At 73.3% G+C, this 21,826-nt stretch carries 16 protein-coding genes; 12 read left to right on the top strand and 4 right to left on the bottom strand.

The features are described 5' to 3' along the window. Positions 1-144 precede the first annotated feature (144 nt). Positions 145-1,347 (top strand): hypothetical protein, encoded by a 1,203-nt coding sequence (locus WME76_RS08590; protein WP_437959684.1) that lies wholly within the window; start codon positions 145-147, stop codon positions 1,345-1,347. Positions 1,348-1,397: 50 nt separating this feature from the next. Here the strand turns inward: WME76_RS08590 and WME76_RS08585 are convergent, their stop codons facing one another. Both WME76_RS08585 and WME76_RS08580 read right to left on the bottom strand, forming a co-directional pair. Beyond that, positions 1,398-4,478, bottom strand: a complete 3,081-nt coding sequence (locus tag WME76_RS08585) for a DEAD/DEAH box helicase (RefSeq protein ID WP_437959683.1) — start codon at positions 4,476-4,478, stop codon at positions 1,398-1,400. A 280-nt stretch (positions 4,479-4,758) separates the two neighbouring features. Next, positions 4,759-5,583 carry a hypothetical protein gene (locus tag WME76_RS08580; RefSeq protein WP_437959682.1) on the bottom strand — a complete coding sequence of 275 codons (825 nt, stop codon included), beginning with the start codon at positions 5,581-5,583 and terminating at the stop codon, positions 4,759-4,761. A gap of 521 nt (positions 5,584-6,104) precedes the next feature. Here WME76_RS08580 and WME76_RS08575 point away from each other — a divergent pair. The 8 genes from WME76_RS08575 (at position 6,105) to WME76_RS08540 (ending at position 14,863) form a co-directional block, all read left to right on the top strand. Continuing rightward, the gene (locus WME76_RS08575; protein ID WP_437959681.1) at positions 6,105-7,142 is read left to right on the top strand and encodes a hypothetical protein; all 1,038 of its coding nucleotides are present in this window, start codon (positions 6,105-6,107) and stop codon (positions 7,140-7,142) included. Positions 7,143-7,725: 583 nt separating this feature from the next. Beyond that, positions 7,726-8,223, top strand: a complete 498-nt coding sequence (locus WME76_RS08570) for a hypothetical protein (RefSeq protein WP_433935666.1) — start codon at positions 7,726-7,728, stop codon at positions 8,221-8,223. Between the two features lie 92 nt (positions 8,224-8,315). Then, on the top strand, positions 8,316-9,380 hold the full coding sequence (locus WME76_RS08565) for a hypothetical protein (RefSeq protein ID WP_437959680.1): 1,065 nt from the start codon (positions 8,316-8,318) through the stop codon (positions 9,378-9,380). Between the two features lie 62 nt (positions 9,381-9,442). Beyond that, complete coding sequence (locus tag WME76_RS08560) at positions 9,443-10,747, top strand: RNA polymerase sigma factor (protein ID WP_437959679.1); 1,305 nt, start codon at positions 9,443-9,445, stop codon at positions 10,745-10,747. 223 nt (positions 10,748-10,970) lie between these two features. Further along, complete coding sequence (locus WME76_RS08555; RefSeq protein ID WP_437959678.1) at positions 10,971-11,696, top strand: RNA polymerase sigma factor; 726 nt, start codon at positions 10,971-10,973, stop codon at positions 11,694-11,696. Between the two features lie 205 nt (positions 11,697-11,901). After that, entirely contained in the window at positions 11,902-12,969 is a 1,068-nt protein-coding gene (locus WME76_RS08550) for a 3-deoxy-7-phosphoheptulonate synthase (protein ID WP_437959677.1), read from the top strand. A 111-nt stretch (positions 12,970-13,080) separates the two neighbouring features. Continuing rightward, on the top strand, positions 13,081-13,419 hold the full coding sequence (locus WME76_RS08545) for an antibiotic biosynthesis monooxygenase family protein (protein WP_437962091.1): 339 nt from the start codon (positions 13,081-13,083) through the stop codon (positions 13,417-13,419). 103 nt (positions 13,420-13,522) lie between these two features. Next, positions 13,523-14,863: a hemolysin family protein gene (locus WME76_RS08540; protein ID WP_437962090.1), complete on the top strand. Its 1,341-nt coding sequence runs from the start codon at positions 13,523-13,525 to the stop codon at positions 14,861-14,863. A 7-nt stretch (positions 14,864-14,870) separates the two neighbouring features. Here the strand turns inward: WME76_RS08540 and WME76_RS08535 are convergent, their stop codons facing one another. Next, a complete protein-coding gene (locus WME76_RS08535) occupies positions 14,871-16,280 on the bottom strand; it encodes a POT family MFS transporter (RefSeq protein WP_437959676.1) in 1,410 nt (469 codons plus the stop codon). 469 nt (positions 16,281-16,749) lie between these two features. Between WME76_RS08535 and WME76_RS08530 the strand changes: the two genes are divergently transcribed. The 3 genes from WME76_RS08530 to WME76_RS08520 all read left to right on the top strand — a co-directional run bounded on the left by WME76_RS08530 (position 16,750) and on the right by WME76_RS08520 (position 20,845). Further along, positions 16,750-17,916, top strand: a complete 1,167-nt coding sequence (locus tag WME76_RS08530; RefSeq protein ID WP_437959675.1) for a site-2 protease family protein — start codon at positions 16,750-16,752, stop codon at positions 17,914-17,916. Between the two features lie 137 nt (positions 17,917-18,053). Continuing rightward, positions 18,054-19,841: an MXAN_6577-like cysteine-rich protein gene (locus WME76_RS08525; protein WP_437959674.1), complete on the top strand. Its 1,788-nt coding sequence runs from the start codon at positions 18,054-18,056 to the stop codon at positions 19,839-19,841. 50 nt (positions 19,842-19,891) lie between these two features. Further along, entirely contained in the window at positions 19,892-20,845 is a 954-nt protein-coding gene (locus tag WME76_RS08520; RefSeq protein WP_437959673.1) for an alpha/beta fold hydrolase, read from the top strand. A gap of 56 nt (positions 20,846-20,901) precedes the next feature. Here WME76_RS08520 and WME76_RS08515 read toward each other — a convergent pair whose 3' ends face one another. Further along, on the bottom strand, positions 20,902-21,639 hold the full coding sequence (locus WME76_RS08515) for a YqjF family protein (protein ID WP_437959672.1): 738 nt from the start codon (positions 21,637-21,639) through the stop codon (positions 20,902-20,904). Positions 21,640-21,826 lie beyond the last annotated feature (187 nt).

The following is a 21,826-nucleotide window of genomic DNA, read 5'->3' as shown; positions in this document are numbered from 1 at the left end:
CGAAGAGGTCGAGAGCGCGAACGCGGCTCGGCCCGCTGGAGGAAAGCGCGTGAGGCGGCCGACGCGGAGCTGCAATGACGTTGACGCGCGCACGCGAGCCGATGCAATGCAGGGAATCGGTCTGACCACCACCAGGAGGCTGAAGTGCTCTCTTCGACGCGCTGTCGCTCGATCGGTATCCTCACCGCCACGTTGAGCCTCGGTTGCTCCACGACGGTACGGGACTTCAGCTCCGGCGCTGGTGGGAGCGGCGGTGACGACGGCGCGTCGTCCTCGTCGGGCATCGAAGCGAGCTCGTCGAGCACCAGCGGCGGCGATGGCGGCGATGGCGGCGATGGCGGCGGCGGTGGGGACGGAGGAGGAGACACCGCGCCCAGGGCCGCGCTGCCGGTGCCTCCTGGCCCGGATCGCTTCATGTGGCAGGGGTCGCAGACCGCGTTCCTCGACCAGGCAGGGGAGCCGTGCGAAGCGCTCGTCGCGATCGCGGTGGGCGACCGGGCGGTCTGCTACGGCGGGCCCGGCGGCGTCCTCCGGTGCGCGGGCAGGATCTACACGCACGTCTTCGGGCCGCAGTTCACGGACGTGTCCGGCGCGCCCGCCGTCGCCCAGATCCTGATATCGCCCACCTTCAACAGCGACGATGGCAACGCGATCTGCGTGAGGACGCGCGGCGGCGAGGCGCAGTGCATGGGCAACGCCAACAGCTGGGGGCAGTTCGGCGGCGGAAGCTCGGACCCGTCGGCCAGCTTCGTGCCCTGGGGAACGGGGGTGCTCGCCGCCGGGATCGCGACGGGGACGTGGGACCAGCTCTGCGCGCTCACGGTCGGCGGAGAGGCGCTCTGCTCCGGTCACGACCACGGAACGAGCCCGGTCCCGATCGGGCCCGCCAGCAGGTCGGTCGCGGTCGATACGTTCGGCATGACGCTGCTCGACGCTCCGGACCTCTTCCGCATGGAAAACGGCCGCGCCGAGTGCCGCGTCGGGCCGGACGGGTTCAGGTGCCGCGAGAGCACGGGCGGCGCGCCCGGCGAGGTGGTCGACGGCACCTATGCCGACCGCGTCGGGCGCTCCTGCTGGCTGACCGCGGCCGGAAAGGTGGAGTGCGCCGTCACCAACACGTTCGAGCCGGGCGTTCCCCCGCAGCCCCTGGCGCCGATCTTCACGCAGCGACCGGTGCTGGCGCTCGCTGGAAATTTCTACACCGACTCGATCTGCGCGGTGTACGACGACGGCTCGATCTCCTGCTTCGGGAGCAACGACCACGGGCAGCTCGGCGTCGCGGACGCGCAGCTCGCCGCCGAGAAGATCGTGCAGCCGCCGGGCTCGATCGACGTGAGCTGCAGGTGAGCGGCAGGCGGCGGCGCGCGTGAACGCCCCTCGCGGAGGGCGCCCGCGCGCTACTGCAGCAGCGCGAGGAGGTCCTCCCGCGTGAGCGACACCGCCCGGTCCGCCTCGCCCAGCGCGGCGCCGGCGATCGCGCGCTTGCGCTCCTGCAGCGCGAGGATCCCCTCCTCCACCGTGTCCTTCGCGACGAGCCGGTGCACCATCACCGGGCGGTGCTGCCCGATGCGGTGGGCGCGATCGGCCGCCTGATCCTCGACCGCCGGGTTCCACCACGGGTCGAGCAGGAAGACGTGATCCGCCGCGGTCAGGTTCAGGCCGGTGCCGCCCGCCTTGAGCGAGATGAGCATCACCGGCGGGCCGCCCGCCGACTGGAACGCCCCGACCACCCCGGCGCGATCGCGCGTCGAGCCGTCCAGCCGGTTGAACGGGATCCCCGCCGCGGTGAGGTGCGGCTCGACGAGGTCGAGCAGCGACGTCCACTGCGAGAAGACGAGCGCCTTGTGGCCGTCCGCCACGCACTCCTCCAGCGCCTCGAGCAGCCGCATCACCTTCGACGACGGCGTCGTCCGCGACGCCGGGCCCGCGTCTCCGCCGCTCGATCCCGGGATCAGCGCCGGATGGCAGGCCGCCTGGCGCAGGCGGAGCAGCGCCTCCAGCGCCGCCATGACGCTCGCCCCCTCCGCGAGCCGCGCCACCACGTCCTTGCGCGTGGCCGCGCGCACGGCCTCGTAGAGCTCGCGCTCGGCCTCCTCGAGCTCGCAGTAGAGCACCATCTCCGAGCGCGGCGGCAGCTCGGGCGCCACCTCGCGCTTCAGGCGCCGCAGCACGAAGGGGCGGATCTTCTGCCGCAGCTCCGCCGCCACGCCGGCCGCGCCCTCGGCGATCGGACGGCCGTAGCGGTCCTGGAAGGCGCTGCGCCCGCCGAGCAGGCCGCGGTTCGTGAAGTGCAGCAGGCTCCAGAGCTCGTCGAGGCGGTTCTCGACCGGCGTGCCGCTCAGCGCCACGCGCAGCTCGGCGCGGAGCGCGAACGCGGCCCGCGCCGCCTGGCTGTCGGGGTTCTTGATCGCCTGCGCCTCGTCCAGCACCACCACGTCCCACGCCTGCGCCGCGAGCAGCTCGACGTCGTTGCGGAGCACGGCGTACGTCGTCAGCGTGATGTCGGCCGCGGGGTCGAGCGCGCGCCGCGCGCCGTGGTAGATCGCGAACCGGAGGCCGGGGCGGAACCGCCGGATCTCGTCGGCCCAGTTGTGGACGACGCTGCGCGGGCACACGACGAGCGTCCGCCCGCGCACCGCGCAGAGCGTCTGCAGCGTCTTGCCGAGCCCCATGTCGTCGGCGAGCACCGCGCCGAGGCCGGCGTCGCGCAGGAACGTCAGCCAGTCGACGCCGCGGCGCTGGTACGGGCGCAGCGTCGCGGTCAGGTCGGCGGGCAGCGGCGCCTCGGGGAGCGACGCGAAGCCGTCGAGCAGCGGCATCAGCTTGTCGAAGCCGGACGGTCGCGGGTGCTCGATCTCGTCGCAGAGCGCGGCGAGCGCCGGGAGGGCCGCGGGCGGCACCTCCTTGTCGTCGCGCCGCGCCGCGAGCAGGTCGGCGACGCGCGCGCCGTACTTCTCGAGCCACGCCGCGGGCAGCGGCGCCCAGCCGCCGCCGAGGAGCGGCACGAGCGGCAGGCCGTCCTGCCACGCCCGGATCACGGCCGCGGCGTCCGCGCGCTTCCGCGGCGCGCCGCCGCCCTCGCCGCCCTCGCCGTCGTCCCGCCCCGTCGCGAGCTCGAAGTCGACGTCGAACGTGCGGTCGTCGATGACGAAGCGCGGCACGAGCTCGGCCCTGCCGAACAGCTCGCCCCGCGCCTCGGCGAAGGCGCGGGCGTCCCAGGCCTCGAGGCGCGTGGCGAAGCGGACCGCCTCGGCGCCGTCGAAATCGACCCGGCGGCCCGGGATGAGGTGCAGCTCGTCGCGCAGCCGGACGAGCAGCACGCGCTCCGCGGCCTCGTCGCGGACCGGCACCGGGCCGGACAGGTGCACGAGCCGGCCGTTCTCGATGCGCGCCTCGGGCGGGTCGCCGTACACGAGGCTGGGCACGACCGAGAGCGTGTGGTCCTTCTGGCTGAGCTCGAGCAGGATCCGCGGCCGCGACGCGCCGCCCGGGCGGGGCAAGCGCTGGCTCTGGACGGTGACCGGGACGCGCTTCGTGAGCTCCGGCAGGACCTGGGTCACGAGCTTGCCGAGATCTCCCCGCGGGAACACCCGCCGGAGCGGGAGGCGCTCGAGCTTCGGGCCGGTGAGGTCCGTCTCGCGGAGCAGGTGCAGCGTGCCGCCGCATCGGACGACGCCCGACGCGATCACCTCGTCGATGCGCGCGTCCCGCTCCACGACGAGCGCGACGCCGTCGTCGTGATCGCGGACCGTGGCGCGGGGGCCGATCGCCTCGCTGGAGACGCGGACGGGCGCGCCGTCGAGCTCCACGTCGGCGACGCCGGCCAGCGCGGCGAAGAGCTCGGGCTGGCGGTCCGAGGGGAAATACCCGTGCTGCTTGGTGCCCACGAGCCGGTCGACCGCGAGGTCCTCGTGCGTCGGGTAGAGCTCGGGCAGCTTCGGCCCGGGCCGGTCGGCGCCCATCGGGGCCCGCGCGACCCGACCCGCGAGGCTGGCGAGCGAGACCCGGAGCGGCTCCTCGGCGCCGCTCGCGTGCACGATCATGCGCTCGAGCGAGAGCACGAGGCCCTTGCGCCGGAGCCGGTACCGCAGCCGCGCTGGCTCGGTCGGCGCCGACGGCCGGGCCTGCGCGGCCGGCGAGGCTGGCGCGGTCGGCTGGCCCGGGACGGGCGGCTGGCCCGGGGCGACCGGCTGGCCTGGAGCGGGCGGCTGGGCCGACGCGGCCGGCTCGCCTGGAGCGGGCGGCTGGGCCGGCGCGGCCGGCTGGGCCGGCGCGGCCGGCTGCGAGAGCGATATGGCCGCCGCGACGGCGTGGGCGCACGGATCGACCTTGCCGCCGCAGTCGCACGTCCACTCGGCGTCCGCGGGGTAGAGGGTGACGGTGGGCGCGACGGGCTGGCCCGCCGCCTTGACGCGGATCACGACGGACTCGCCGCGGTCCTCCCGGCCGAAGGCGGCGCCCTCGCGGGCGAGCTTCACGCCCTGGGACCAGAGGCCCGGAAGACAGGCTTTTCTGATGGCTTCGAGCAGACCCTGCACTGAGACTCCAGACGCCGACGCCAGGTCCACGGCGCGCTCGCGCGCTCTCCCGGACCGGCGCCGCTTCTTGTCGATGTTCACAGGAAGACGAGAGAACGGGAAGGATATCAGGCGTCTCCTGCCGCCGCCTCGTGTTCCAGATCCCGGGAGCTCGCCCGGCGAGCGCGGGGCGCAGCTCTAGCAGGAATTCACGGGCCGCGCGGCCCGGCGCCGCGGGGCTCTACCGGCGCGTCAGGTGCTCGCGGTAACGGGTGGTGAGCTCCATCCATCGCAGCGTGAGCATCGGCTCGCGCTCGAGCCGGTCCTGCCAGCTCCGATCGACCGCCCTCCACAGGTCACGGTCCGCGATGCCGTGGCGCAGGAGCGCCCGGTCGAACGACGAGGCCACCCCGACCGACGACTCGGCGCACAGGGCCGCGTACTGCTGCAAGCTGAGCGAGGGCAGCGCGGGCGGCTTGCCGTGCAGGTCCGGCTCCGGGGACGGCACGGAGGGCACGGCGCCCGACGGCATCGGCGCGGCGCTGCCCTCGCCGGGCTCGCCGGCGGACCGCCGGAGGGTGACCCCCGACCGCGCGCTGCCGCCGTCGAGCTCCAGCAGCTCGGCGTCGCGCGGGAGCTTGATCGTGGGCAGCGGCATGGCCCGCGGCACCTGGATCGCCTCGTCGGCCTCGCCCTCCGACGGGTAGCCCTTCGCGCTCGCGGGGGGGACGATCGCGGACTGCGGCGCCCAGGTCGCCCGCCGCGGCGGCGCGGCGGGCTCGTCCCCCCACGCGCCGGCGCGCTCGCCGCTCGGCGCCGAGAACGACAGCACCGGACCGGCCTCGGTGATCTCCATCTGCAAGACCAGCTCGCCGTCCCTGCCGCGGACGACGAGGCGATCGCCCGACAGGGTCGCCTCGATCTCGTAGCGACGCCCGGACGAGAGCGAGACGGTCGCGGACGGGACCAGCGCGTCGCCCGGCGCCCCCTGCGAGACGGCTTCTTCCTGAGGACGGGGCGCCGGGTGCTGCAGCGCGGGCTCGTTACCGGATGGATCCCCACTCATCTGGATCCGAGCGTAACGCAGCAAGCGCGCCTCGCGAGCGCTTTTCACGGCCGTCAGAGGCGCTCGCGCGCATGGATACAGACCGGCTCGCCTGTCGGAACAGCACGCCGCGCATGCCCCGCGTCCAGGCGGCGAGCGAGCCGGTTGTGCTCCGTTGCGTTCATTTGTGTTCCGTTGCGCTCGCTTGCGTCCCGGCGCGCTCGGCTGCGCACCGCCGCGTTCCGCTGCATCCCCTGCGCTCCACATCACGCCGCGCAGCGCTCCCGTCGCGCTCGACAACAGAGGCATACGCCATGAGGCGAGTCGCCATTTCGAAAAATGAAACAGGGCGCCCGACGTGGCGCTGCGCGGACAAAAGCAGCCTGCCCTCACGATCGGTTAGAATTCACCAGCTCGGACCGCAATGCGCCTCGCGGCGTGATTCGTCGGCGTTTCCGGCGCGTCTTCGCCTGAAACGATCGGATCTGTAGTAAGCCGAGCGCCAGTCGGGGGCCGCGAGCTCTTCCCGAAGAGGAGATCTCATGAAGAAGACCCGTCTCGCGCTTGCGCTGCTGTTCGCCGCGAGCCTCGGAAGCTGCATCATCGATGGCACCTCGGTTTATCTGACGTGCTCGCAACAGTGCAGCACGGCGCCCGATCCCGATGCGTGCATCGCCGAGTGCGGCACGTGCAGCGGGCAGTGTGTCCACCCGGCTCCGGAGGGCTTCGACGGCCCGGCCCTGCTCTGGGTCGGAAGGACGGTGGATGAGCCGCAGTGCCCTCCATCCGCCCCTGCCACGGTGTACAAGGGGCACCAGTCCCTCGACGACCCCTTCGCGTGCAACCCGTGCCGGTGCAGCGAGCCGGCCTGCGCCCTGCCCGACGGCCTCAGGACGGCCGCGTCGGCGAGGTGCGACGGAGCGGGGCTCCCGCTGCGGGGCGCCCGGGACATCCTGAACGGCGCCTGCGTGCCGAGCGAGGCCCTGGCGAGCGACCACAAGGCGCTCGTGCTCGGCTCGCCGAGGGTCACGCCCTGCGAGCCCAGCGAGGAGCCGCCGCCCGTGCCGCTCATCGTCCCCCCGTTCCCGCGGTGGTATCGCTCCGGCAAGGCGTGCGCCGGCGTGACCCGGGAAGACACCTGCGCCACGCTGGCGAAGACGTGCGTGCCGGCCGAGGAGATGCGGGACTTCTCCCAGTGCATCATGCACCTCGGCGAGGGAGAGGTGACCTGCCCGCCGGAGTACCCGGCGCAGGTCGTGCTCTACGACGACATGAGGGACGAGCGCCGCTGCACGCCGTGCGAGTGCGGCCCCCCGACAGGCAGCGAGTGCTCTCTGACGCTCCTTTCTTACCGGGACGGGGCATGCAGCGTTCTGCTCACCGCCGGCACGGCGTCGGGCAAAGACCCGGGCTGCCTCGCCCCGACGCCCGGGGTCCGGCCCAAGAGCATGAGGGCGGTCTGGCACGTCAACGAGCCCGGGAGGTGCGAGCCGCGCGGCGGAGAGCCGACAGGAGACGTGATCTTCACGGGGCCCAGCACCTTCTGCTGCACGACACGTCCGGGCAGGAACAACGACTGAAGGCCGCCTCGCCACGCGCGCCCAGGAAGAGCCGCCCGAGGGCGCGGAATAAGGTGTTTCCTGAATCGACGTCAGGCATTACCAGAACAGCAGCGACAGAGAGCGGTCTTGCACCTAGGGCCCCATCGCACGACCGGCAGGATGACAAAAATCTCTCGGAGGAGAGAAATCAAAAAACCAAAATACAATGCGCCACGTGCCCTCTTACGCGCACACAAAAGGCTTTACCTGCGCGCCAAAGTCAGTATCTACAAGATCACGACGTGGGAGCGATGAGGCCGAGCCCACCTCCGCCGCGCGGCCGAGGTGCAGTGTCCCACGGGCGCGGGAGACGTTGAGGAGGGGGGCACATGGGGGGGTGTAGCGGCCGGAGGGCAGGCGGCGGGGTGCTTCGGATCGAGGCGTTCACTCCGCCCGGTGCGGTACAGATCCCGCCCTGACCGGGACGCCGATGGTACGCGTCGGTTGCGCCGCCATGCTCGTTGTCTCCATGGCAACGGCCTCGGCGCACGCGGATACGCCTCGGTCTGAATCACCACGGGAGACGCAGCAAGCGCGACGGGAGGCGCAGGAGGAAGATCACATGTTGCGCGGCGAGATCTCCGCTTCCCCGCTGCTCGCGGTGGGGCTCCTTCCCGCGCTCGCCGGAGGCGCGTCGTTCGCGACCACGTTCCGCTGGCCGAGCCTGTCGATCTCCGTCGAGGCGCGCATGCTCACCTCGCTGGCGGACACCTTCGCGGATGGCGTCCTCGTGCATGCGAGCCTCGCGATGCCGGCGCTCGACATCTGCGGTCACCGCGGGGTCCTGTCGGTGTGCGCGGTGTTCGACGCGGGCGAGCTGCAGATCACGAGCGACCCGGATGTCAGCATCCAGGCGCGCAAGCCCTGGGTCAGCTCGGTCGGCCTGCGGGCCGCCGGAGACTGGCCCTTCTCCGCGCACCTGTCGTTGCGCGGCTTCGCGGAGCTGCGCACGAACCATAGCCGTCCATCGCTCTGGGTGAACAACCGGGAGATATGGCAGGTCCCGCCGCTCTCCGCGGTGGTCGGCGTGGGGCTCGCGCTGCCCGTGGACGCCCTGTAGCGGAGCCACCTGGCCGCGCCTCGGGGAGATGCGGCCCTTTCGCACTCGAACCCTGGCCTGAACGAGCGCGTCATCACGCCGCGATGAGCACCATGTCCGCAACGTCAGCGAGGAACACCGGGACCGGCGGAGCGGCGCCGAGGCGGCCGAGGGCCCTCGCGCGGGCGTGCCTCGCCGCCGCGGCCGCGGCCCTGCTCTCGCCCTGGCGCGCCGCGGCCTCGCCGCCGCGGGCGGCGGTGCAGCTCGAGTACCGGCGCGCGCCGGGGGCCGAGCGCTGCCCCGGCGAGGGGCTCCTTCGCGAGGAGATGATCAGGCAGCTCGGCTACGACCCGGTGGAGCCCGCGGCGGCCCTGCAGGCCAGGACCCTCATCTTCCGCGGCCCCGGCCGGGAGATGCACGCCACCATGGATCTCCATGACGCGGACGGCGCCGTCACGTGGTCGCGCCACCTGGTCGCCTACAACGACGACTGCAGAGAGCTCGTCATGAACATGGCGCTCTCGCTGCGCGTCGCGCTCGACCCGAGCCTGCGCGTGCAGCCCGCGCCGCCGCCGCCCCCGCCGCCGGCGCGCCCCGTCGAGGTCGCGGCCGAGCTGCCCGCGCGCCCCGCGGGGCCGGAGCTCAGGGTCGGGTTCACGGGGGCCGCGGTGTTCGGGCTGCTGCAGGACACGAGCCCTGGGACGGTGCTCCACGCCGCGCTCCGCTATCCCTCCTTCTCGCTCGGCCTGGAGGGCCTCGTCCAGTGGCCCGCCGGGATGAGCGTGGACACGGGAATCGTCTCGACCTGGCTCGCGGCGGCGAGCGCTGTGCCGTGCTCGCAGGTGCGTTATCTCTTCGCCTGCGCGTTCGTGTCGCTCGGGGTCGTGACGACCGCCACCCGGGGCGTCGCGCTCGACGAGACATCGACGCTCTGGCTCGCCACGGGGCCGCGCGCCGGCGTCGAGCTGCCGCTCTCCGACTGGTTCGCCGTCCAGATCTACGGAGACATCGTGCTCCGCCTCTCGGAGCTCCGCGTCGAGAGCCCGACCGCCGTCCTCTGGGTCCCGCCGTCTGCCGGCGGGCTCGTCGGCCTCCGGGTCGACTTCGGCCTCGTCGCGGGGCTCGGGGCGCCCGCGCGGCGCGCTCTCCTGGGTTGGGGCCCATGGGCGCGGCATTGACCAGCTCCGCGGCGGCGACGTCGCCGCGATCGAGGGGGAACGAGGGGAACGAGGGGGAACAGATGGGGGCAGCGTCACGCAAGAGCACGTCCGAGGAACCTTCCCACGCCGTGATGGCGGCCATCACCGATGAGCATTTCTCGTTCATCGCCCGCTACCTCGCGCGCCTCGGGGTCCGGGCGCAGGACATCGACGATGTCGCCCAGGAGGTGCTCGCCGGCGCCTACCGCGCGCTGCCGCGCTTCGATCCGAGCCGGGGCAGCGTGCGTTCGTGGCTCATGGGCATCGCGACCCACCAGGCGTCGAACCATTTCCGGCGGGCCCACCGCCGGCGCGAGCGCCTCCGGCCGCTCGACGACCTCGAGGCGCTGCCCGACGCCACCCCCGACTCCGAGCAGCGCGCCATCGCGAGGGACCGGCGCTGCGTGCTCGACAAGCTGCTCGAGGAGGTGCCGCTCGAGCGCCGCTGCGTGTTCGTCGCCCACGAGATCGAGGAGATCGACATGGCCGAGATCGCCCAGCAGCTCTCGATCCCCCTGAGCACCGCGTGGAGCCGCCACCGGCTCGCCTGGATGGACGTCGAGGCGGCGATGCGGCGGTGGCAGGCGCGCCAGCGCGGCCGCGGTCTCGCGCTCATCCCCTTCGGCGCCGGCGCCCTGGTCCAGGAGGCGCGCGCCGATCGCGACGTCGCGGGCACGCTGCTCGCGAGGCTCTACCGCCGCGCCCGCGGCGCGCTGTCGTCACGGAGGCTCCCCTCCACGGGCGTCGTCCCCACGCGGGCCGGCGCGCTCCACGCCGCCGCCGGCGTGGCCGTCCCGCTGGCAGGCGCCGCCGTGTCCTTCGCGATCGTGCTGGGCGCGATGCGCGCCGCCGCGCCCCGCCCCCCCGCCGGACATCCCGCTGCGACCGCGCCCGTCATGGCCGCCGTCGCGCCGCCGCCGCCCGAGGCCGCGCCGCCGCCCGCTGAGGCGGCGCCGCCGCCCACGGACGCAGCCCCGCTGCCGAGCGCCGCTTCAGCGCCGGACGCTCCGCCGGGCGGCGCGGGCGCCTCGACCGCGCCTGCGGGCGCCGAGGCGCTCTCCGGACGAAGAGCCGCGCCCCGTCCCGCCGGCGTCGCGTCCCCGCCCGCCCGCGAGGTCGCGGCGCCAGCCGCCGCGTCGAGGGACCAGGAGATCGCCGCGGAGCGCGCCCTCATCGACAGCGCGATCGCCGCGTTCTCGAGCGGCCGTTACGCGGAGGCGAGCCGCCACCTCGTCGAGCACGAAAAGCGTTTCCCCGCTGGCCGCCTGAGCGCCGAACGAACCGCAGCGCTCCGCGCGCTCCGCGCCAGAGCCGCGCCCCCCAGTCCGCCCTCCCCGGCATTCTAGAGCCGCTCGCCGCCGCGTCCGGCACAGCGATCCAGATCAAAAGGCCCCTTCGAGCGCCACGAGAAGCGCCGAGTTCTCCTCTCGTTCGCCCTCTCCCTCATCCGCGTTGCCGAGCGGACAGAAGGACCTATTTCAGGGGGTGATGACGTTTCTTTGAGATGAGAGATCGGCTCCTCCTAACTAAGCGAGCATGGGACAACCGCACCGCGCCTCCGCTCCGCTGATGCCGCTGGATAGACAGCGCGCCTTCGTACGGCTCTTCCGGGGCAAGACCTACGACTCCGTCTGGAACTGGCTCAAGCGGCTCGGGGTCCCACGCCGCGACCGGCGCGACATCCTCCAGGACGTCTTCCTCGCGGGATACCAGAGCTTCCCCACCTACGATCCGCTCCGCGCGCGGCCGGAGCGGTGGCTCAACCGGATCACCGTCCACGTGGCGGCCCACTACCGCGACCGGGCGCACCACCGGCGCGAGGAGCTGTCCTCCGGTGGGCCGCCGCGCGTCGCCGATGAGCGCCCGAACGCCGAGGAGCAGATCGACGCGGAGCAGACGCGCTCGCTCATCCTGTCGCGGCTCGGCGCCCTCCAGGAGGAGGAGCAGCGGATCCTCATCGAGCACGACATCGAAGGCGTGCCGATGGCGACCGTCGCCGAGCAGCACGGGATCCCCCTGTCGACGGCCTACAAGTGGCGCACGCGCGCGATCGCCTCGCTGCGCGCGCAGCTCGAGGAGCCCCGCCCAGCCCCGAAGCGCCGGCGGCCGCCCAGCCCCGCGGCGCGCGGCGCCGGGGAGCTGGCCGCACCGCCGCCCGCGCCGCCGGAGCGACCCACCCGCGCGATCGGCGCGAGCACGAGGCCGGCTGCAGCGCCCCGCCGACCCCCCCCGGGCGGCAGGCCGCTCCGCCTGAAGCGCGGCGCGGAGCAGGCGCACGCGCCGGCGGACGCGTGAGCAGCGGCGCCGGCCGGCGGACCCAGCGCCCCGGACGCCCTCGGCAGCCCGCGAGCGCCCGCGAGACAAATCTCCAGGTCGAGCGAAACCGACGACGAACCGAGCGACGACCCGAGCGACGAACCGGGCGACGAGGGGAAAGCGCGTCCGTCCAACGTGTGGGTAGTCGGGGCATATCGCAACGCGCTATGCTGGAACCTCAACGATGTACTACTCGACCGACGACCTTCGTATTGCAGGGCTCAGGCCCTTGATCCCCCCCGCGATCCTTATCGAAGAGATCCCCGTCAGCCCCGCGGCTTCCGAGACGGTGGCGTTCGCGCGCAAGGCCGCCGAGCGCATCATCTCGGGCGACGACGACCGGCTCCTCGTGGTGGTGGGCCCCTGCTCGATCCATGACCCCAAGGCCGCCCTGGAGTACGCCGCGCGGCTCCGGGAAGAGCGCGACCGGCTGAGCGACGACCTGCTCGTGGTCATGCGCGTCTACTTCGAGAAGCCGCGCACCACGGTCGGCTGGAAGGGGCTCATCAACGACCCGGACCTCGACGGGAGCTTCTCGATCAACAAGGGGCTCCGCGTCGCCCGCGGGCTGCTCCGCGACATCGCCGAGCTCGGGCTCGCGAGCGCGACGGAGTTCCTCGACACGATCTCGCCGCAGTTCATCGCCGACCTCATCTCCTGGGGGGCGATCGGCGCGCGCACGACCGAGAGCCAGATCCACCGCGAGCTCGCCTCCGGCCTGTCGTGCCCCGTGGGCTTCAAGAACAGCACCGAGGGCGACGTCCAGATCGCCGTCGACGCCGTGCGGGCCGCGCGCGAGGCGCACCATTTCCTGTCCGTGACCAAGCAGGGGATCTCCGCGATCGTGGCGACGCGCGGCAACTCGGCGTGCCACGTGATCCTGCGCGGCTCGCAGCGCGGGCCCAACTACTCGGCCGAGCACGTCCGCGAGGCCGGCGACCGCATGACCAAGGCGGGCCTGCCGCGCCGGATGATGGTCGACTGCAGCCACGGCAACAGCCAGAAGGACCCGGCGCGCCAGCGGGCCGTGGCCGAGAACCTCGCCGACCAGCTCCGCGCCGGCTCGCGCGACATCCTCGGCGTGATGATCGAGAGCCACCTCGTGGGCGGCCGGCAGGATCTCGCGCCGGGCAAGCTCCCCACCTACGGCCAGAGCATCACCGACGCGTGCCTCGGCTGGAGCGACACGGTGCCGGTGCTCGAGCTGCTCGCCCAGGCGGTCCGGGACCGGCGGGCCAGCAAGGCGGCCTGACCCCGCCGCGGCGCGGCGGCCTGACCCCGCCGCGCCGCGCCGCCCCCACGTCGCGGCGTCGCGGCGTCGCGCCGGCCTGCGCGGCCCCCCCGGGTTGCGGCATGATGGGGCATGCGGTTCCCCTGCCCTGACCTCGAGCCCCCCTACTACGCCGTCATCTTCACCTCGCGCCGGACGCCCGGAGACGACGGCTACGGCGCGATGGGCGAGCGCATGGAGGACCTCGCCCGGGAACAGCCCGGCTACCTCGGCATCGAGAGCGTGCGCTCGGCCGACGGCCACGGGATCACGGTCTCCTACTGGCGCGACCTCGAGTCGATCCGCGCCTGGCGACAGCACGAGGAGCACCGCGCCGCGCAGGCGCGCGGGCGCGCGGACTGGTACGACGCATACGAGGTGCGCGTCTGCCGCGTCGAGCGCGCGTACGGCGCCGACCGACAGGGCGCCTGAGCCGGGCTCAGCGCGGCGCGCCGGCCCCGCTCGCCGGCGCGATGCCCCTGCCGCGCCGGCGGCCGACGCGCTATGCACCCGGAGCGCCTCGGAAGGAGCCGTCATTCTCTCGGAGATCCTCGTCATCCTGGCCCTCGTGCTCGTGAACGGCGTCTTCTCGGGCGCCGAGATCGCGGTCGTCGCGATCCGCAAGACGCGGCTCGACCAGCTCGTGCAGTCGGGGAGCCGCCGGGCGCGCGCGGTCAAGCGCCTCCGGGACAACCCGGAGCGCTTCCTCGCCACCGTGCAGATCGGCATCACCGTCGTCGGCGCGACGGCGAGCGCCTTCGGCGGGTCGACCCTGGCGAAGGACCTCGAGCCGGTGCTCCGGGCGGTGCCGTTCATCGGGGACGCGGCCGAGGAGCTCGCGCTCGCCACGGTGGTCGCGCTCGTGTCGTTCCTCTCGCTCGTCCTCGGCGAGCTCGTCCCGAAGTCGCTCGCGCTCCGCACCGCCGAGCGGTACGCGATGCTCGTCGGCCCGCCGCTGCGCGGGCTGTCGTCGCTCGCGCGCCCGCTCGTCTGGCTGCTCACGGCGAGCTCGAACGTGGTGCTGCGGATCTTCGGCGACCGCACGAACTTCGTCGAGGCGCGCATCTCGCCCGAGGAGATCCAGCAGATCGTCGACGAGGCCGCCGAGGCGGGCTCGGTCGACAGGCGCGCCGGCGAGATCGCCTCCCGCGCCCTCGATTTCGCCGGGCTCACCGCGCTCCAGGTGATGCTCCCGCGCGGCCGCGTCGTGGCGCTCCCGCGCGGGGCGACGGCCGAGGAGGTGCGGCGCACCGTGCTGGATCACGGCCACACGCGGATGCCGGTCCACGAGGGGTCGAACGACAACGTGATCGGCTACGTCACGATGCAGGAGGTGCTCGCGCTGCTCTGGGGCGACGGGCAGTTCTCGCTGGAGAGCGTCCTCCGCCCGGCGTACTTCGTCGTCGGGTCGATGCCGGCCGTCGACCTCCTCGCCGAGATGAAGCGGCGGCGGCTCCAGCTCGCCGTCGTGGTCGACGAGCAGGGCGGGATGATCGGCATCGTCACGATGGAGGACCTCGTCGAGGAGCTCGTCGGCGAGATCTTCGCCGAGAACGAGGCGCACGCGCGATCGCAGGAGACGATCCAGCGCGAGCCGGACGGGTCGGCGCTCGTGCCCGGGGACATGCCGGTCCACGAGCTGAGCCGGCAGCTCGCGATCGAGCTGCCGGACGACGTGCGGTGGTCGACGGTCGCCGGCCTCTGCATGGGGCTCGCCCGGCGCATCCCCGCGCCCGGCGACGTCCTGACGACCCCGGGCGGGGCGGAGCTCCACATCGTGGACGCGAGCCCCCGGCAGATCCGCACGGTGCGGGTCCGCGTCCCGCCGCCGGCCGAGGCCGATCTCGACGACGAGGAGCCGCGCCGCGAGGGCTGAGCGCGCGTCAGGAGGCGGGGGCGGGCGCGGCCCCGGCGTGCCTGCGCTGGAAGTAGTCGACCACCACGTAGCGCCGCGCGAGGAGCCCGAAGACGACGGCGGCGATGAAGATGAGCGCCGCGAAGAACAGGTACTGCATCGCGCCCGTGAACACGTTGAGCGCCGCGACGCCGGCGGTGATCAGGTTGCCCACGGTCACGGTGAGGTTCCAGAAGCTCATGATGGTGCTCTTCATCTCGCGCGGCGCCTGGGAATAGGCGAACTCGAGGCCCGTGGTGGACACGAGCACCTCGGCGAACGTGATGAGCAGGTAAGGCCCCGCCTGCCAGAGCACGCTGGGCGCGCTGCCCGACGTCATCGCGAGCTCGATGGCGGCGACCGCGACGAACGACAGCCCCGCGACCGCCATGCCCGCCGTCATGCGGCCGAGCGCCGAGAGCCGGAACCCGCGCCGCTCGAGGGCGGGATAGAGGATCATCGTGTTGAACGGGATGATCAGCATCACCAGGAGCGGGTTGAGCGCCATGAGCTGCGACGGGGCGAGCCGGTGGCCGAGGACCTCGAGGTCCATGCGCGTCGCCTGCACGACCCAGGTCGACCCCTTCTGATCGAACAGCGCCCAGAACACCGGGATCGGGGCGAAGATCGTCATCACCCGCAGGACGGCCTTGGCGCCCTCGATGGCACCCTCGGGGTGGTCGCCGCGCGCCGCGTCGAGGAAGTGCCCGCGCGCGGCGCCGCCACGCCCGCCGCGCCCGCCCCGGAGGGCACCCCAGAGGACGCGAAGGAACGAGTGCGGGTTCTTGCCGGTCGGGGGCACGTGCACGTACCTGTCGCGCCCCATCCAGAACACGAGCGTCGCGATCAGCATGAGAACGCCGGGGATCCCGAACGCTACCCTCGGCCCGAACCACTCGAGCGTCTTCGGGATCAGCGCGGACGCGAAGAACGATCCGAAGTTGATGATCCAGTAAAAGAGGGCGAACACGTGCTTGACGAGGTGCTTGTTCTCCTCCGAGAACTGGTCGCCGACGTGCGCGGAGACACACGGCTTGATCCCGCCCGAGCCGAGGGCGATGAGCGCGAGCCCCGCGTAGAAGCCGGCCGGGGTGCTCTCGAAGAGGGCGAGGCAGGCGTGCCCCGCGCAGTAGACGAGCGAGAGCCAGAGGATCGTCCGGTACTTCCCGAAGAAGCGGTCGGAGAGGAAGCCGCCGAGCAGCGGGAAGAAGTAGCAGGCGCTCACGAACAGGTGGTAGTTGGCCTTGGCCACGTGCTCGTGGATCAACATGTAGTTGATCATGAAGAACGTTAAGATGTTCTTCATGCCGTAGAAGCTGAAGCGCTCGCACCCCTCGTTTCCGATGATGTACTTGATCTGCGGGGGGAACTTGTCCGTGCTCGTAGCGGTTTGCGTCATGACAGGCCCTCGCTCGCGCGCCCTCGCCGTCGTAGACCGCCTCCCGCGCTCCGGCAATCTGCGGCCCCCTGCCGTCCCGAAAAGATCCGCCTGCGCGGCGAGCGCGCGTGGCAAGCCAACGCAGCGCCGGACAGGGCGGCGCGCGCGGGGGCGCGCTCACGGCGCTCCTCGCCTGCCCCGCGGCTCCGTCTCAGGCGCGCTCTCCGGATGTTCCCGCGCCAACAACCCCGCCTCGCGACCCGGTGCGAAATGCCCCGCTGCGGCGCGACGCCGCGGAAAAAAGCGCCCGTGATCCGGCCCGCGGCGCCGTGAACCGCGGTACGCGCATTGCTTTGACTGCCAAAGGATCGTCGAGCAGGCATCGAGAGATTTCATGACCAGCGACCCGGCCACACCGCCCGGCGCGCGGTCGTCGGCGTCTCCCGCTTCGTGACGCGCCGCTCGCGCGCATCCAGCAGGAGCCAGACAGATGAAGTGGTCATTCAAGGTGGCCCGGGTCGCCGGGATCGACGTCAACGTGCACGCGACGTTCGGCCTCATCGTCGCCGTCGGCGCGCTCCAGTGGAGCGGCCGCCACGGCGCCCGGGGGGCGCTGTTCGGCGCCGCGCTGATGCTGGCGCTCTTCGCCTGCGTGGCCCTGCACGAGCTCGGTCACAGCCTCGTGGCCCGGCGCTTCGGGCTCGCGGTGCGCGAGATCCTGCTCCTGCCGATCGGCGGCGTCGCCATGCTCTCGGGCCGCCCGCAGAAGCCGCTCCACGAGCTGCTCATCGCGCTCGCCGGCCCCGCCGTGAACGTCGCCCTCGCCGCGCTGCTCCTGCTCGCGGGCGCCCTCCTCGGCTTCCTCCCGGCGATGACCGAGCTCGGCGCGGCCTCGACCCCGTCGCTGCAGACGGCGCTCCTCTGGCTCCTCGGCGCCAACGTGGCGCTCGCGCTGTTCAACATGATCCCCGCCCTGCCGCTCGACGGCGGGCGCGTGCTCCGGGCGGGGCTGTCGATGGCCGTCGGCCCGGCGCGCGCGACGTCCGCGGCCGCCGCGATCGGGCAGGTGATCGCCGTCGGCCTGTTCGCGGTCGCCCTGCTGTCCGGCCACCTGGTGCTCGCCTTCATCGCGGTGATCGTGTTCCTCGGCGCGTCGCAGGAGCGGGCGGCCGAGCGCGCGAGCTCGGTCCTCGGCGGCGTCCCCGTCGGGCGCGCCTACAACCGCCGCGCGATCGCCCTGTCGCCGTGCGACCGCGTGCACGACGCGGCCGAGCACATCCTCACCACGTACCAGTCCGATTTCGCGGTCCTGCTCGAGGGGGAGCCGATCGGCGTCCTGACGCGCGCCGACGTGATCCGCGCGCTCGCCGAGGGCGCGGGCAGCGCCTACGTCGCCGGGATCATGCGGCGCGACGTCGTCCGCGTGGACGCCGATCGGTCGCTCGACGAGGTGGCGCGGCTCATGTCCGAGAAGAGCGCCCCTGTGGTCGCGGTGTACGACGATGAGAGATACCTGGGCCTCATCGGCCACGACGACGTGGCCGAGGCGCTCACGCTGCTCCAGTTCCTGCCGGCCTCGCGGCTGGGCGGCGCCGCGTCGCCCGCGGCGCCGCGGGCGCATGGGCGCGAGGCAGCCGAGGGGCCGCCGCGGCCCTGACGCACGACAGCGAGCCGCGTGAACGAGCCGTCAGAGCGGGCCCGCGAGCATTGACAGCCTGGAAGGCCATCAGCGTATCCTCCCCGATAGCTGCTCTTACTACCCCCGTCGCCGGCATCTCTGCCGAGGGAAGGCTCATGCAAAAGCTCAGATCGCGCTCCAGGCTCGCGCCGACGTACACCCTGCTCTGGCTCGCCGCGGCGGTGCTCGCCTCCGTGGCGTCGTGCTCGGACGGCGGCACGACCACCCCGCCCACGTGCGTCGCGCCGCTCGCCTCGTGCGACGACGTCTGCGTCGACACCACGTCCAGCCCGGATCACTGCGGCGCCTGCGGCGCCGCCTGCGACGATGGCGAGACGTGCGTGTCGGGCACCTGCGTGGGCTGCGACGAGGGCCAGACGGCGTGCGGCGACGGGTGCTTCGACCTCCAGAGCGACGCGGCGCACTGCGGGAGCTGTAACAGCGCCTGCGACGACGGCGAGACCTGCGAGGACGGCGCCTGCCAGGGCGGCGGCTGCGCCGCGGGGCGCACCGACTGCGACGGCGTCTGCGTCGACATCGCGTCCAGCGCGGAGCACTGCGGCCGCTGCGGCAACGCGTGCGACGAGGGCGAGGTCTGCGAGGACGGCGCCTGCCAGGAGGGCTGCTCCGACGGGCTCACCGACTGCGGCGGCGCGTGCGTGAGCACCGAGACGGACGCGGATCACTGCGGCGAATGCGGCAACGCGTGCGACGAGGACCAGACCTGCGTGGCCGGCACCTGCCAGGACGCGGAGGACTGCGGCTCGGGGCTCACCTCCTGCGGCGACGCCTGCGTCGATGTCCAGACCAGCGCCGCGCACTGCGGCGCGTGCGGCACGGCGTGCAACGACTCGCAGGTCTGCCAGGCCGGGATGTGCGCGTGCACGGTGGGCCCGGGCCAGGACCTCGGCAGCGCCGTGCCGCAGATCGTGAACGGCACGACGGCCGGCGGGTCGAGCACGTACGCCCCCTCGTGCGTGGCGACGAGCGCGAGCGAGCGCATCTACGCGTTCACCGCCGCGACCGCGGGTGTGTACTCCTTCGACAGCGCGGGGTCCGGGTACAACGTCGTCCTCGCCCTGCTCGACGCGGGGGGCTGCGCCGAGATCGCCTGCAACGCCGACCCGGGCGACGCCGTCGTCACGGCCGATCTGGCCACGGGCCAGACCGTCTACGTCGTGGTCGACGGCGCCGACGGCGAGACGGGCACCTTCGAGCTGAGCATCACGCGGCGGAGCGCCCCGAGCTGCCCGGCGGGCACGCTCGGCTCCGCGGTGCCGCAGACGATCACCGGCAGCACGGTCGGGCGGCCCGACAGCGTGAGCGCCACCGTGACGGAGGCGTGCGGCGACGCGGACAGCCCCGACGCGGGATACGCGTTCACGGCGCCGGTCACGGGCGACTACGTGTTCGACACGTTCGGGTCCGAGTTCGACACGATGCTCCACGTGCACGACGGCGTCTGCCGCGGGCCTCAGCTCGGGTGCAGCGACGACACCCTGACCGAGGACTCGGAGGTCACGGTGAGGCTCGAGGCCGGCCAGACCGTCGTGGTCGTGGTCGACGGGGCCCGAGACTCCACGCCGGGCGCGTTCACGCTCCACGTCCGGCGGGCCGTCCCGCCGCCCGTGTGCGACAACTCCGGTGTGTGCGGCGATTCCGTCGAGGGGTGCGTCGCGTGCGCGTTCGAGGGGAACTGCGCCGACGAGCTCAGGAGGTGCACCGACAGCGTGGCCTGCCTCGAGTACGTGAGCTGCATCCGCACGTGCGCAGGAGCGGAATGCGATGAGTGCAGGGCGGCAGCCCCGGAGAGCGCCGCGATCTTCGACGCGGCCCTCACCTGCGCCTTGTGCAACGAGTGCCGGAACGACTGCGCCGGGACCGACGAAGTCGCGTGCCCGTGAGCGCGCGGGCGCGTTAGAAGCGCTGCGCAGGCCGTGGTAGGACCGCCCCGATGCGGCGCATCCTCCACGGCCACTTCTGGACGATCGCTCCCTGGCTCAAGCATCAGCTTCGCGCCCCCGCGCTCCCCCCGTCCTCCCCGTTCTCGGTGCACGTCGACGAGACGCCTGCAGGGCCCGTCCGGCTGCTCGGCAGGATCCGCCACCGGGAGGGCGCGCGCGCGATCCTCGTCATCGTGCACGGGCTCGGCGGCACGGCCGACAGCTACTACGTGGTCTCGGCCGCCGCGCAGGCCGAGCGCGCCGGGCTCGCGTCCCTGCGCGTCAACCTGCGCGGCGCCGGGGGCGACGGGGCCGGCATCTACCATGCCGGCCTGTTCTCCGATCTGCACGCCGCGGTGGCCTCCCCCGAGCTCGCCCGGTACGAGCGCGTGCTCCTCGTCGGCTACTCGATCGGCGGGCACCTCGCGCTCCGCTACGCCGCCTCGGGCTCTCACGATCCGCGGCTCCGCGCCGTGGCGGCCATCTGCCCGCCGCTCGATCTCGCGCGGTCGGTCGCCGCCATCGACCAGCCGGAGCGCTGGCTGTACCGCCGGCACGTGCTGGCGGGGCTGAAGGAGATGTACAGCGCCGTCGCGTCCCGCCGCGACGTGCCGCTGCCCCTGCGCGAGGCGCTCGCGGTCCGCACGATGCGCGAGTGGGATCTCCGCATCATGACGCGCTGGTTCGGGTACCAGAGCCCGGAGGCGTACTACGCGATCGAGAGCGCGGCCCCGCGCCTGCGCGACCTCGGCGTCCCGTCGCTGCTCGTCGCCGCCGAGGCCGACCCGATGGTGCCGCTCGACACGGTGCGGCCGGCGCTCGAGGCCCACCCGCTGTCGCCGCTGCTCGACGTCCAGTGGCTCCAGCTCGGCGGGCACGTCGGCTTCCCGGGGACGCTGAGCCTCGGGTTCGGGGCCGCGCCGGGCCTGGAGTCCCAGGTCATCCACTGGCTCGAGAGGCACTGAGGCGCGCGCACGATCCGTCGACCCCCGCGGCCGCCGGCCTCGCGCAGGCAGCCGCTTCACCCCGGCCGCGCGGCGGGCTCGAGCGCGTAGACGTCGACGTCCACGCCCGGGCTGTAGAGCACGTGCGGCGCCCCCTCGGTGGCGGGCAGGCCGGCCGCGGCCACGACGCTCTCCTCGACGTGGCTCACCTCGGCGCGGTGGAGCGGGTAGGGCGCGTGGTGCACCTGCCCGATCCGGAGCTCGCCCCCGCGCGCGGCGAACAGCAGGTAGCGCTCGGCCAGGAAGTGCTCGAACGTCCCCGGCGCCGCGGGGCCGATCGGCGCGCCGACGCGGTAGCGCGCCTCGAAGCGCGCGGGCACGGGGCCGGGCCAGCGCCGCTCGCTGCGGTAATGGACCTCGCCGTCCCGCGACTCGAGGGCCATCGAGGCGTGGTGATAGGGCAGGTGCCAGCCCGCCCGGGCCACCAGGACCGCGAGGGCCTTGGCCGCATCCAGGCTGAAGAACCACACGCCCGGGTCCCGCCCCTCCCGGTGCACGTAGGTGCGGACGTTGAGCTCGTGAAAGTTCGAGATCCCCGGCACGCTCGGCGACCACCACGGGGTGACGTCGCGCATGGTGAAGGCGACGACGCCGACGTAGGCCCTGCCCTCGAACGTGTCGAGCTCGAGGCCGGGCGGCACCACGGCGCGGAGCGCGGCGGCCGGCGTCTCCCAGTGCAGGAAGAGCAGCTCTCTCCAGCGCTGGAAGCCCGCCGGGCGGCCGCGGGGGCGGAGCGTGGGAGCAAGTCGATCCACGGCCCGGAGGATAGGGCAGCGCGGAGAAAAGATCCCCCCTCGCGGCAGGCGACGCCATGGGGATATCCTGCCCACGGCAGCGCGGTCACGGACGATAGCGGTCGGCAACGGACGGCAACAGACGGCAACAGACGGCAACAGACGGCAACAGACGGCAACAGACGGCGACGGACGCCGACGGAGCGGA

Source organism: Sorangium sp. So ce119 (assembly GCF_051524405.1).
GTDB classification, from domain to species: domain Bacteria; phylum Myxococcota_A; class Polyangia; order Polyangiales; family Polyangiaceae; genus Sorangium; species Sorangium cellulosum_G.
The sequence above is the reverse complement of the archived record's forward strand: the minus strand, read 5'-3'. Positions and strand labels throughout refer to the sequence as shown.

Excerpts from the sequence above, each read along its gene's own strand:
- WME76_RS08535 (WP_437959676.1), bottom strand. The coding sequence starts at position 16,280 with ATGACGCAAACCGCTACGAGCACGGACAAGTTCCCCCCGCAGATCAAG.
- WME76_RS08545 (WP_437962091.1), top strand. The coding sequence starts at position 13,081 with ATGCGGTTCCCCTGCCCTGACCTCGAGCCCCCCTACTACGCCGTCATC.
- WME76_RS08530 (WP_437959675.1), top strand. The coding sequence starts at position 16,750 with ATGAAGTGGTCATTCAAGGTGGCCCGGGTCGCCGGGATCGACGTCAAC.
- WME76_RS08580 (WP_437959682.1), bottom strand. The coding sequence starts at position 5,583 with ATGAGTGGGGATCCATCCGGTAACGAGCCCGCGCTGCAGCACCCGGCG.
- WME76_RS08560 (WP_437959679.1), top strand. The coding sequence starts at position 9,443 with ATGGGGGCAGCGTCACGCAAGAGCACGTCCGAGGAACCTTCCCACGCC.
- WME76_RS08575 (WP_437959681.1), top strand. The coding sequence starts at position 6,105 with ATGAAGAAGACCCGTCTCGCGCTTGCGCTGCTGTTCGCCGCGAGCCTC.
- WME76_RS08565 (WP_437959680.1), top strand. The coding sequence starts at position 8,316 with ATGTCCGCAACGTCAGCGAGGAACACCGGGACCGGCGGAGCGGCGCCG.
- WME76_RS08570 (WP_433935666.1), top strand. The coding sequence starts at position 7,726 with ATGTTGCGCGGCGAGATCTCCGCTTCCCCGCTGCTCGCGGTGGGGCTC.
- WME76_RS08550 (WP_437959677.1), top strand. The coding sequence starts at position 11,902 with ATGTACTACTCGACCGACGACCTTCGTATTGCAGGGCTCAGGCCCTTG.
- WME76_RS08555 (WP_437959678.1), top strand. The coding sequence starts at position 10,971 with ATGCCGCTGGATAGACAGCGCGCCTTCGTACGGCTCTTCCGGGGCAAG.
- WME76_RS08525 (WP_437959674.1), top strand. The coding sequence starts at position 18,054 with ATGCAAAAGCTCAGATCGCGCTCCAGGCTCGCGCCGACGTACACCCTG.
- WME76_RS08520 (WP_437959673.1), top strand. The coding sequence starts at position 19,892 with ATGCGGCGCATCCTCCACGGCCACTTCTGGACGATCGCTCCCTGGCTC.